Annotated in this window: 9 protein-coding genes; 8 read left to right on the forward strand and 1 reads right to left on the reverse strand. The window is 55.2% G+C overall.

The window, feature by feature from the left end; translation table 11 throughout:
- Positions 1-168: 168 nt before the first annotated feature.
- The 5 genes from J0A68_RS10830 (at position 169) to J0A68_RS10850 (ending at position 9,183) form a co-directional block, all read left to right on the forward strand.
- Complete coding sequence (locus J0A68_RS10830; RefSeq protein WP_206578235.1) at positions 169-1,008, forward strand: N-acetylmuramoyl-L-alanine amidase-like domain-containing protein; 840 nt, start codon at positions 169-171, stop codon at positions 1,006-1,008.
- A gap of 47 nt (positions 1,009-1,055) precedes the next feature.
- A complete protein-coding gene (locus J0A68_RS10835; protein WP_206578236.1) occupies positions 1,056-2,876 on the forward strand; it encodes a Xaa-Pro dipeptidyl-peptidase in 1,821 nt (606 codons plus the stop codon).
- 336 nt (positions 2,877-3,212) lie between these two features.
- Positions 3,213-6,428, forward strand: coding sequence for a SusC/RagA family TonB-linked outer membrane protein (locus J0A68_RS10840; RefSeq protein ID WP_206578237.1), 3,216 nt, complete (start codon positions 3,213-3,215; stop codon positions 6,426-6,428).
- A 35-nt stretch (positions 6,429-6,463) separates the two neighbouring features.
- Positions 6,464-8,014 carry a SusD/RagB family nutrient-binding outer membrane lipoprotein gene (locus J0A68_RS10845; protein WP_206578238.1) on the forward strand — a complete coding sequence of 517 codons (1,551 nt, stop codon included), beginning with the start codon at positions 6,464-6,466 and terminating at the stop codon, positions 8,012-8,014.
- Between the two features lie 80 nt (positions 8,015-8,094).
- Positions 8,095-9,183 (forward strand): phosphoglyceromutase, encoded by a 1,089-nt coding sequence (locus tag J0A68_RS10850; RefSeq protein WP_206578239.1) that lies wholly within the window; start codon positions 8,095-8,097, stop codon positions 9,181-9,183.
- A 131-nt stretch (positions 9,184-9,314) separates the two neighbouring features.
- On the opposite strand, the gene J0A68_RS10855 is transcribed toward J0A68_RS10850, so the two are convergent.
- A complete protein-coding gene (locus J0A68_RS10855; protein ID WP_206578240.1) occupies positions 9,315-9,887 on the reverse strand; it encodes a phosphonate degradation HD-domain oxygenase in 573 nt (190 codons plus the stop codon).
- Positions 9,888-10,375: 488 nt separating this feature from the next.
- On the opposite strand from J0A68_RS10855, the gene J0A68_RS10860 reads away from it, so the two are divergent.
- From J0A68_RS10860 to J0A68_RS10870, 3 genes are all read left to right on the forward strand, one after another.
- Positions 10,376-10,948 (forward strand): helix-turn-helix domain-containing protein, encoded by a 573-nt coding sequence (locus J0A68_RS10860; RefSeq protein WP_206578241.1) that lies wholly within the window; start codon positions 10,376-10,378, stop codon positions 10,946-10,948.
- Positions 10,949-11,048: 100 nt separating this feature from the next.
- Positions 11,049-11,630 (forward strand): RNA polymerase sigma-70 factor, encoded by a 582-nt coding sequence (locus J0A68_RS10865; RefSeq protein WP_206578242.1) that lies wholly within the window; start codon positions 11,049-11,051, stop codon positions 11,628-11,630.
- Positions 11,627-12,604 carry a FecR family protein gene (locus tag J0A68_RS10870; RefSeq protein WP_206578243.1) on the forward strand — a complete coding sequence of 326 codons (978 nt, stop codon included), beginning with the start codon at positions 11,627-11,629 and terminating at the stop codon, positions 12,602-12,604. Before J0A68_RS10865 ends, J0A68_RS10870 begins: the two co-directional genes overlap by 4 nt.
- The last annotated feature ends 3 nt before the right edge of the window (positions 12,605-12,607 follow it).

A 12,607-nucleotide genomic window follows, 5' to 3' on the forward strand; every position in this document is an offset into this window, starting at 1 on the left:
TTGATCCTCAAAGTAGAAGATAAGCTCGGGGAAAAAGCCTGACAAAGGTCATGTTGCCTTCGGTTTTTGGGCTTTCCCTCGCCCACCTTCGACCACGCCGCATATCAAAAACCCGTGACTTTTTGGAAGAAATCCTGCATTTTCAGGATTCCAAACCCTTGACCGCCCATGCGCCTGGCCTTTTTGCTTCTCTTTTTTGTCCCGGTCTCCCTTTGGGGGCAGACCGTCTGTTCTTTGGAGAGCAGGGAAAAGCTGACAACTCTGCTCGAGAAGCTTTCTTCAAAAAATCCAAGTACAGCATCACTGCAAGATATGGTCTTGGGCATAGGATATAGCTTCATCGGAACTCCCTATGTGGAAAAAACCCTGGAGCTGCCCGGAGAGGAAAAGCTGGTCATCGACCTTCTCGGCCTGGACTGCACGACTTACCTGGAGACCGTGGTGACTTTGGCTAGAATCGCGAAAACCGGTGGGTTTACTTTCGAAGCCTATGAAAAAGAGCTGGAATATCTCCGCTACCGAAATGGAGAAAGAAAGGACTATTCGTCCCGCCTGCACTATTTTTCCGACTGGATCTATGAAAACGAAAAGAAGGGAATCGTAGAGGACATCACGGCCGAAATAGGCGGAACACCCTACGTGAACCAGCCCAGCTTCATGTCGGAAAACCCCAGGTTTTATCCCCAGCTCAGCAACCCGGCGCTGGTAGCCGAGATCAAGGCCGACGAGGCCCAAATCGCCACCCGCACCTATCACTACATCCCCAAGGCGGAAATCCAAGGCCTGGAGGGCAACATCCGATCCGGAGACCTGATCGCGATCACCACTCCGTTGAAAAACTTGGACATTGTCCATGTGGGATTTGCCGTGGAGCTAGACGGCCGAATCCACCTCATGCACGCCAGTACCGGATCGATGCAGGTCGAAATCTCCGAAAAGCCCCTGCACGAGTACCTTGCCGCCAACAAGTCCCAGTCCGGCATCATGGTCTGCCGCCTGCGAGATTGACCAACATAAAAAAAGAAACAAGCGAACCATAGATAAGAAAACCACCCATGAAAAAGCTAAAAACCACCACGCTTCTAGCCCTGCTGCTCAGCTTCAGCCTGGGGCTATCCGCCCAGGTCAAACCCATCTTCGAAAATGGCGAGGCCCAGATCGTGCCCGAGCTGAAGGACTCCGCCAACTGGATACGCCACGACCTCTGGGTGGAAACGGAGTTTGACACGGACGGGGACGGCAAAAAAGACCGCATGCACGTGGACGTGACCCGGCCAAGGCAGACGGAGACCGAAGGACTGAAGCTTCCCGTGATCTACGCCAGCAGCCCCTACTACGCTGGCACCGCCGACAATGCGGACATCTTCTGGGACGTGAAGCACGAGCTCGGCGTGGCCGGACCTCCCCGGGCCCACGTCGAGGTGAAGCGCGTCGGACAGCGCCCCATCATCTCCAACTCGGAAATCATGCTTTGGGTACCGCGAGGCTACATCGTCGTCCACTCCTCCTCTCCTGGCACCGGCCTTTCCGAGGGCTCGCCCACCGTGGGCGGAGACAATGAATCTTTGGCTCCCAAAGCCGTGATCGAGTGGCTCACCGGCAAGGACAACGGCTACACTTCTCCCGACGGCAACGAAAAGGTGATGGCCTTCTGGTCCAGCGGAAAAGTCGGCATGACCGGAACCTCCTACAACGGAACGCTTCCCCTTGCTGCCGCGACCACGGGAGTAAAAGGACTCGAAGCCATCATCCCTATCGCACCAAACACCTCCTACTATCACTACTACCGATCCAATGGCCTAGTGCGCTCACCGGGAGGCTATCTCGGCGAGGACATCGATGTGCTCTACGACTTCATCCACAGCGGAGACGAATCCAAACGTGCCTACAACAACAAGACCGTCCGGGACACCGAGATGGCCCAGGGCATGGACCGCGTCACCGGCGACTACAATGACTTCTGGGCAGGGCGAGACTACCTCAACGACATGGCACCGATGAAAGCCGCCCTGCTCATGTCCCATGGCTTCAACGACTGGAACGTGATGCCCGAGCACAGCTACCGCATCTACGACGCCGCGAGAGCCAAGGGAATTCCGTCCATGATCTTTTACCACCAAAACGGCCACGGAGGCCCGCCGCCCTTTTCCATGATGAACCGCTGGTTTACACGCTACTTGCATGGCGTAGAAAACGGTGTGGAGAAAGAGCCCCGCGCCTGGATCGTCCGCGAGCAGGACGACAGGGACAAGCCTACCGCTTACGCGGATTTCCCCAATCCACAGGCATCCGACGTGGACTTCTACCTCCAAGGCGGCGCGCCTGCCGCTGGGTCTTTGGGTTTGGAAAAAATGGCCACGGGCGCCAAAGAAACCCTCGTGGACAACTACTCCTTCTCCGGATCGGCACTGGCCCAGGCAGACTACACCGAGCATCGTCTGATCTACCTCAGCCCCGTGCTGAAGGAAGCGGTCCACCTCTCCGGCACTCCAAAAATCACCGTCAAGCTCGCCTCCAGCAAGCCCGCGGCAAACCTCTCCGTCTGGCTGGTCTCCCTCCCTTGGACCGAGGGGCGCAACTCCCGCATCACCGACAACATCATCACCCGAGGCTGGGCTGATCCCCAAAACCACGCGGACATCCGCAAAGGAGAGCCTCTGACGCCGGGCAAATTCTACGAGGTGAGCTTCGAGCTGCAGCCGGATGACCAGGTCATCCCGGCAGGTCAGCAGATCGGTTTGATGATCTTCTCCTCAGACAAGGAGTTCACGCTATTGCCAAAGCCGGGAACGGAGCTGACCGTGGACCTGGACGGCACCGTACTGACCCTGCCGGTGGTAGGGGGAAAAGCTTCCTTGGAGAAGGCAGTCAACTAATCCCTGCCTAGTCCTTTCAGCCAAGCAACCAAAAGGAGACTCGTCGACGAGTCTCCTTTCTTTTTTTCGGCTATCGGACAAAGCCCAAGTCATTTGTTTAATATTTATATACTTTTTCCTTAACCAATTCTTAACTTATGGAAAATCCCGCTTCCCATATTAAGAAAACAAATCGCCAAGCCTCTCTGAAAACATCATTTTTAAGGCATTTACACCCTTTAACATTCAGATAATTCACTTTTTGATAAAGAGGGTTTAAAAAAGGGAAAATCGCAGAGGTTTAGTTTTGTTAAAATTTTTAAAAAGAAAACTATCTATTCCAAACCTCTACAACGAATGATTGCTCAAAAAAGCATTTGGACATGGATGACGGCAGCCTGCCTGTTGTTTGTCCTGAATTTTTCCATGGCCCAACAAAGCAGGGTCAGCGGAAAAGTAAGCGATGTCTCCAACGAACCTTTGCCCGGCGCGACTGTCTTGGTCAAAGGTACCACTCGCGGAACGGTCACGGACGCTGATGGCTCCTATTCTATCGAGGCAGCCCCATCAGAGACACTCATTTTTTCCTTTGTCGGTTTTGAGACCAAGGAATTTCCCGTGGGAAACAGCAGCACGATCGACGTGACACTCTCCGAAGGGCTCGCGCTCAACGAGGTGGTGGTCACCGCCCTAGGCGTGGAGCGTGAGACCAAAGCCCTCGGCTACTCCGTACAGGCAGTGGACGGGGAGCGCTTCACCGAGGCGAGAGAGACCAACGTGATCAACTCGCTCAGCGGCCGCGTGGCCGGTGTGCAGATCACCAACAGCTCCAGCGGGCTGGGCGGCTCCAGCCGCGTGACCATCCGCGGGGAATCTTCCCTGAACATCAACGCGAACCAGCCGCTCTTCGTGGTGGACGGTGTCCCCATCTCCAACAACGTGGTGGGCTCCTCCGGCTCCGGCAACCAAGAGGTGGACTATGGCAACGCCGCCGGAGAAATCAACCCCGACGACATCGAGTCCATGACCGTGCTGAAAGGCCCGGCAGCGGCAGCGCTCTACGGCTCCCGCGCGGCAAACGGCGCCATCCTGATCACCACCAAGTCCGGAAAGGGCAAAAAAGGCCTGGGCGTGCAGATCAACTCCAATACGACTTTTGACAATCCCCTGGTGATGCCCCAGTGGCAAAACAAATATGGGCAAGGCAACAACGGGCAGTTTGCCTTTGTAAACGGCGCTGGCTCCGGTACCGCGGATGGCGTGGATGAAAGCTGGGGCCCCTTGCTGGATGCCGGTTTCTTGACTCCCCAGTTTGACTCCCCGAGAGACGTACCTGGCTTCAGAGGCGGTGACCTCAACGCTCCGGAAGGCAGCACCATCACCCCGACGCCTTGGGTTTCGGCTCCAAACAACATCAGCGACTTCTTTGAGACTGGCGTCACCCTCGCCAACAACGTCTCCATCGAAGGGGCCAACGACAAGTCAAACATCCGACTCTCCTACACCAACCTGAACCAAAAGGGCATCGTCCCCAACACGGACCTTGACAGAAACACCCTGGCCATCAACGGCGGCATCAAGGTGACCGACAAGCTCAAGGTAGACGCGATCGTCAACTACCAGCGAACCAACTCCGGCAACCGTCCCAACATCTCTTACGGAACCGAAAACCTCATGTACCTCTGGATCTGGTACGGCCGACAGGTGAACACCAACAGCCTGAGGGACTATTGGATGAAGGGAATGGAAGGTGTGCAGCAGTACAACTACAACTACAACTACCACGACAACCCGTACTTCAACGTGTATGAAAACACCAACGGGCAGAGCAAAGACCGGATCTATGGAAACGTGTCCGTGTCCTACCAGTTTACCCCTAAGTTGAGCCTGATGCTCCGCACCGGACTGGACACCTACAACGAGCTGCGTGACCGCAAAAGAGCCTTTAGCACACAGCGCTTCCCCAAAGGAAACTACCGCGAAGACGACGTGTACTTCAACGAGCAAAACTCGGACTTCCTCCTCACCTACTCCGAGACGACCAAGCCGGTCTGGTCCTACAGCATCGCCCTAGGCGGCAACATGATGCGCCAGGACAACCGCTACCTCCAGACCGTCGCGCCACAGCTCTTGATCCCGGGTATCTACAACTTCACCAACACGGCTGTCAACCTTCAGGTGAGCCAGGGCGTCTCCGAAAAGCGCATCAACTCGCTTTATGGCTTTGGCCAAATCGGCTACAAAAACATCCTGTTCCTGGACGTAACCGGCCGAAACGACTGGTCCTCCACCCTTCCGGTATCCAACAACAGCTACTTTTACCCCTCTGCGACACTGAGCGCCGTGCTGTCCGACATGTTTAGACTGCCAAATGCGATCTCCTTCCTGAAGGCCCGCGCGGCATACGCGGAAGTAGGAAACGACACCAACCCCTACTCGCTGACCAACGTCTTCAACTCCGGCACGGCCTGGGGCTCCACCCAAGTAAAGACCGAGTCCAGCACCCTTTCCAACGCCGACTTGAAGCCGGAGCGAACCGGTTCCTTCGAGACTGGATTTGACCTGAGACTGATGAATGGACGCTTGGGACTGGACTTCACCTACTTTGACAACCGCACCAGAAACCAGATCATCCCGATCACACTGGACATCGCCACCGGCTACTCCTCTCGGATCATCAACGCCGGGGAAATCCAAAACAAAGGGATAGAGGTAGTCCTAAACGGCCGCCCTGTACAGAGCCCCTCCGGCTTCAACTGGGATGTGATTGCCAACTTCACCCGCACCAGAGGCTACGTGCTCGAGCTGACCGAAGGCTTGGACACCTACACCCTGGTGGGCAGAAACGGCGCCAATATCCAAGCCAGGGTAGGCGAACGAATGGGCAATATCTACGGAGCTGGCTTTGACAGAGTCGATGATCCCAGCTCCGAATACTTCGGACAGATCATCCACACCGCCACCGGCACGCCGATCACCGACCCTACGCTGAAGCACCAAGGCAACTACAATCCGGACTGGATGCTGGGCTTGCAAAACACCTTTACCTACAAAGGCCTCTCTCTGGGATTCCTCCTGGACTTCCGATATGGCGGCATCGTAGTCTCCCGCACCAAGACCATCGGATCCACTTCAGGACAGCTGGAAGAAACCCTCTTTGGACGTGAAAACGGATACGACCTGACCGTCGAAGGCAACGGCATCGTCTCTGAAGGCGTGGTACAAAATGCCGACGGCTCCTACTCGCCAAACACTGTCAAGATCTCTTCGAGAAACTGGCACAACCGCTACTACGAGCGAAACAACGTGGAAGCGGCACTCTACGACGCTACTTTCCTCAAGCTCAGAGAAGTGGTGATCGGCTACACCATCCCACGCAAAGTACTGGGCAAGACGCCTATCCAAGACCTGAAGGTATCCCTGGTCGGCAGAAACCTGGCACTCTGGACAGAAAACCCCCACTTCGATCCCGAGACCCTCTCCATGGGTGGCGGCACCCTGATCCCAGGCGTGGAAGACATGGCTTTCCCATCCACCAGAAGCATAGGATTCAACATCAACGTGAAGTTCTAAGCGGCTGAATTCTCCAATCCAAAAAGAAAGAAATCATGCAATTCAACAGAAAATACATTTCCGCACTTTCTCTGGCTTTGGCCTTGGGCCTCAGTTCCTGCGACAAGGATTTTGAGGAAGTCAACATGAACCCCAACAGCCCGGAGACGGTATCCTCTTCCCTGCTCCTCCCCAACGTGATCCGCTCCACGACCAACGAGATCGCGGGCAATGCCTGGGGCACCGGCAACGTCGTGATGCAGCAGACCGCCAAGATCCAGTTTACCAACGAAGACCGCTACAACTGGGGGCCCTCCGGCAGCCCGTATAGCACCTTCTACAACTCCCTTCGCGACCTGAACAACGTAATCCTGATCTCAGGCAAGGCAAATGAGCAAAACTACGTGGCCGTAGCGAAGATCATCCGCGCCAACCTCTTCTCCTACATGAGCGATGCCTACGGAGAGATCCCCTATCTGGAGGCGATCCAGGCAAAAGAGGGCATCAACTACCCCAAGTTTGACAGCCAGGAGGAAATCTACAGCGGCATCCTGAAGGAGCTCGAAGAAGCCAACGCCCTGCTGGGCACCAGCTCGGAGCAGGTGGCGGGAGACATCCTGTTTAACGGGGACTTGACCCGCTGGAAAAAGTACGCCAACTCCCTGCGCCTGAGAATCCTGATGAGAATCTCCGACCGCAATGACCCCTCCGCGGCGATGCAGGCCATCCTGAGCAACCCAAGCCAGTCCCCCATCTTCACCAGCACCTCCGAGGAGGCCGCGCTGCAGTACCTGCTGGATGTGCCAAACCAGCATCCCCTGTACACAACCCGATCGGGCTCATTTGACGAGTATCGCCTGAGCGAAAAAATGGAGGGCGTGCTCAAAGACCTGAACGACCCCCGTCTTTTTGCCTACGCACAGCCGACCACGGCCTCCGGAAAAGGCGTCATCGGCAACGTGGACGACTACCAGGGCGTACCCAACGGACTGGCGGATGAGGAAGCACTGGCCTACTCTCCATCCGGCGACCCTTCCAAGGGAGGCTCCAACTACATCTCCCGCGTGGGCTTGCTTTGGTCTTGCTCCGCCTGTACCAGCCTAGCTAACCCCACCGGCTATCAGGCGGTACTGATGAGCTACGCTGAGCTCCAGTTTATCCTGGCAGAGGCGAGGGAAAGAGGCTACATTACGGTGGGCTCCGCCGCCGACTACTACAGAAATGGCATCGAAGCTTCCTTTGCCTACTACAAAGCCCGATACACCGCCATCAACCAGCCCCAGATTGCCGAAAAGCTGACCGTGGGCGACAGCTATTTCGCGCAGGCGAAAGTCGCCTACACCGGCACCAGCGAGGAAAAACTGGCCAAGATCGGCACGCAGAAGTGGCTGGCCCTGTTTTTCAACGGCATGGAAGCTTGGTATGACTGGAGAAGAACAGACTACCCCAAGATCACTCCGGGCCCAGCCGCCTACATCAATACCGTCCCCGTGCGCTTCATGTATCCGAGCAGCGTCCAGTCGCTCAACGGTGACAACTACAAGGCAGCCATCGCGAGACAGGGAGCTGACGACATCACCACCAAGGTTTGGTGGGATGTGAAATAAGCCGCTAACTTTATCAAAAACCACCCAACCTGCTACCGGTCATTTTGGCCGGTAGCATTTATTTAAAACCATAGCCTATTATGAAAAAACACGTGCTTTTTGCCCTTGCGGCCTTATTTGCGCTTTTTCCATCCTACGCCCAAAAAACCACCCAAACGGAAAATGTCATCCTGATCACCTTTGACGGACTGAGATGGCAGGAGCTCTTCAAGGGAGCCGACTCCCTGATGGTGGACGACACCGGGATGATCGAGTCCTCCGGGTCACTGCTGAAGGACTTTTGGCACCCAGACCCCATCAAAAGACGGGAAATACTGTTTCCCTTTTTCTGGGGCACCATTGCCAAAGAGGGGCAGCTCTACGGCAACCGCGCCTATGGCAATCTGGTGGACAACGCCAACAAGATGTGGTTTTCCTATCCCGGCTACAATGAATTCCTCAGCGGAAAGGCCGACGACGAACGCATCAACAGCAACGACAAAATGAACAACCCCAACGTGACCCTCTTGGAGCACCTAAACCGCCTGCCTGCCTACAAAGGCAAGGTGATGGCCTTCGGCAGCTGGGACGTTTTTCCCTACATCATCAATGAGGAAAGAAGCGGGGTACCGGTCAACGCCGGATTTGACCTGGCGGAAGGCAGCGACCTGACTGAGGTGGAAAAAACCGTCAACCGCCTGCAGTCCGAGATCCGCGGCCCTTGGGGCGGGGTCAGACTGGATGCCTTCACCCACAGCTATGCCCTGGAGGCGCTCAAAAAACACAAGCCCAAAGTGCTCTACATCTCCTACGGCGAGACCGACGACTGGGCGCACGAGGGCAAGTACGACCATTACCTCTGGTCAGCCCGCCAAACCGACCAATACATCCGCGAAATCTGGGAAACCGTCCAGTCCGACCCCCAATACAAGGACAAGACTACCCTGATCATCGGCGTGGACCATGGCCGCGGCATCACCAAGACCAGTTGGAAAAGCCACGGACAGAGCGTCCCCGAAGGGGGACAAATCTGGCTGATGGCCATAGGCCCTGACACCCCCGCCAGCGGAGAGATGAAAACCCAGGGACAGTGGCAGAGCGCCATGGTCGCCAAGACCGTCTTCCAACTGCTTGGCCTGGACTATCCCGAAGCGGATGCGGCCCCTGCCATCAAAGAGCTGATCAAGTAACGTCCTATTGATGCGAATAAAGGCTTTCGGCACTAGGCCACCGTCTCGGCCTAGTGCCGAATCTTATTTTTTAAACCAAAAAGGGTCGAAGGTTATTGCTTCGGCCCTTTTTTACTAGCGCAATAACTACTTCACGGCAGAAGCCGCTCGGCAATCTCCCGATACTTCCCAAGATCTGGCAGCGGGACAAATTCCACTTTGGCTTCCTCATCCCAAGTCCGCATCTTGAGCGACGCTTCAAACAGCGGATCGGACTCAAACTGCGCGGCCTCCTCCGCGCTCATAGGCCCACCCTGGTAGCGCAGTGTCTGTCGGCTGGCCTCGCTGAGCTTCTGGAAATACTCCGGATATCGGTGAGTGAGGTAGCGCTTGGCCTGCACATGGTTCTCGACCAGCTTGGCCACTTTCTCCGGAAAACCCATCTCCCGCAGGCACCGGGCTCCCAGCTCCTCGTGGCGCTGGGCACCAAAGCCTCCCATGGACTCTGTCTCCTGCAAATGGGAAAACAGATGGCCAATGTCATGAAAAAATGCCGCAAGGATGACCTCGTCGTCGAACCCCTCCTTTTCGGCCAACTGGGCGCTCTGGCACATGTGCTCGATCTGGGACACCGGCTCACCGATGTAGTCCTCCGCCCCATGTCGGTCGTAGAGGCCAAAAATCAGATCCAGTTTTTCGGTTTTGCTCAGCTGCTGAAAGTCCATAGAGGCCGCGTTTAGTCCGCAAAATTCACCCAAGTCTTTGGCTTCGCCAATTTTGAACGGTTAAGTTTTTGTAAACTTGACCTCCTCATTCAAACGCATAAACGGACTGACAAAATCCAGTTTCAGCAAGGAAATACGCATCTCATAAACGATTCAAGCGCAACCCCTAACAAAAGGTTAATCCTGGCTTTTCAATCAAAAAACCTCGCATGTTTACTTTTGCTAAACAGTAACTGAGTTGGTTTTGCACAATGAAGGGGGAGCGTGTTTTGCGCGGCTCTCCCTTTCGTGCGAATCCCAAACCGATTTCCCATTGATGGCAGACCCGCATATCGGCACAGGATGGAAGTGGACGGCGCCAGCCCTCGGTCTTTACGATCGCTCGCTTCGTGGCGGCGGCCGCAAGTCGATCCTCCCAAAGAAACCCATATCGCCAGCACGCATTTTTTTCCTTAGTTTACCCCGTGTTTCACCCAAAATATCCAGGCATGGAGCAGGAAGTTATTGTCCAGATCAGCAATAAGCTCAAGAGCATTCGCAAAGAAAAAAACCTTACCCTACAGGAAGTCGCAGACCGGGCCGGGGTGACCAAGGGGCTGATCTCCCAGATCGAAAACAGCCGCACCATCCCCTCCCTGCTGGTACTGATCCAGATCGTCAAGGCGCTGGAGACCGGCTTGGACGAGTTTTTCAACGACCTCAACTTCTACGGCAAGGAAGGCCGGATCCTCGTGCAGCGCAGCGAGCAGTACGTGAAGTTTGAGAAGGAGGCCTCCTCCGGCTACGAGTATTCGAGGATTTTCACCAAAAAAATCAACGCCTGCACCATCGACATCGTGTTGCTGGAGATACAGCCTGGGGCGGAGCGGGACTTTGTGCAGATCGACGCCTTCGAGTACAAATACCTCATCGACGGCACGGTGACTTACGTGTTTCGGGATCAGACGATCGAGCTTCGGCAGGGCGACTCCATCCTATTTGATGGGCGGATAGAGCACAACCCCGTGAACAGCGGCTCGAGCTCGGCAAAAATGCTGGTAGTTTACTTTTTTGAAGAATAGTCCAAAATTATTTTTCCGGACATAGGGGTGTCGCGCCTTTCGGTTGTCATTTCTAAAAAAGAACCAAAGTCTTAACTTGCGCGAAAGCAGCCCTTTTTTCATGCAGGCCACAGATCAGTCGGTTTTTTTTGCCATTCGTTCCGGAGACGTCGCTTCGTTTGAGATGCTGTTCAATACCTATTATTCCACCCTATGCCGCTTTGCGGTGACGTATCTCCGGGATCCCGAGGATGCCGAGGAGATCGTGCAGGCCTCGTTTATCGGCTTTTGGGAGAAAAGGGAAAGCATCTCCATCGACACGTCACTGAAGGCCTACCTCTTCCGCAGCGTGCGCAATGCCTGCCTCAACGAGCTCAAGCGCCAAAAGGTGCGGCAGCTCCACGCCACTCAGGTCGCGCTGGACGGGGAGCCCCAATCCGAGGCCTCGGACCGGATCGCGATGAAAAAGGAGCTGGAGGACAAAATCCAGGAGGCCATGCGCTGCCTGCCCGAGCAGTGCCGGCTGATCTTCCAGATGAGCCGCTTTGAGGAGCTCAAGTACAAGGAGATCGCCGAGCAGCTGGGCATCTCGGTCAAAACCGTGGAAAACCAGATGGGCAAGGCACTGAAGATCATGCGGGAGCAGTTAAAAGATTACTTACCCTTACTTATCATCCTGATGAGGGGATTATTGGAAATATGAGCGAGCAGGAAAGGGAACATATCGAAGAGCTGGTGGTGAAATACCTCCTCGGCGAGGCCAGCGCCCAGGAGCAGGAGCTGGTGGACGACTGGAGGGGAAAAAGCGCGGAAAACCAGCGCTTTTTGGAAGACAGCCAGCTGATCTACGAAAAAGCCCAGCTGCCTTCGGAGCATACCTTTGACCCGGCGAAGGCCTGGGCGAAAGTCGCTCCCCAGCTCAGCGCTGGAAAGGCAAAGCAACGCAGCCTTTTCTCCCCTCTATGGAAAGTCGCCGCCGGCCTGGCCCTATTGGCCGTGGTGTCCTACCTCTTCTACTGGAATCTGGCTCCAGGAGACGAATACGTTTACCTAAGCGAAAACGAGGTACTTACTCAAACCCTTCCCGACCAGACCGAAATCTCAATGAACAAAGCCTCCGAGGTCAAGGTGGACTACAACGCCCGCAAAAAGACCGGCACCATCCAACTCAAGGGTGAGGCGACCATCAGCATAGGGAAGGAGAAAGAAGTGCAATGGACGGTAGAAGCGGAAAACCTGCTCGTTCGAGACATAGGTACGGTCTTCCATGTGAAGGCCTATCCTGACGGAAGCCAGGTGGAAGTCTCTGTGCTGGAGGGAGCGGTGCAGTTCTACAGCAAAACCGAATCCGGCATCCTGCTCCAAGCCGGAGAAAAAGGCATCTACGACAAAGCCTCCGGCAGCTACAGCAAGACCGTAGCCGACACCAATGTGGTAGCCTTCAAAACCCGATCTTTCCAGTTTGCCGAGGAAAATCTCCAGACTGTGGCGGACCGCATCAGTGAAGTGTATGGAAAAAAAATCACCCTTTTGGGTGGTATCGAAAGCTGCAAAATCACCGTAGAATTCAACGAGGAGGAACTCGATACCATTTTGGCGATCTTGTCGGAAACCATGGGACTGGAAGTGGACGAGAAAGACGATGAGATCATCCTGAGCGGCGAGGGTTGCTTCTAAATC

Origin of the sequence: Algoriphagus oliviformis, from assembly GCF_017254915.1 — a bacterium.
Lineage (GTDB): Bacteria > Bacteroidota > Bacteroidia > Cytophagales > Cyclobacteriaceae > Algoriphagus > Algoriphagus oliviformis.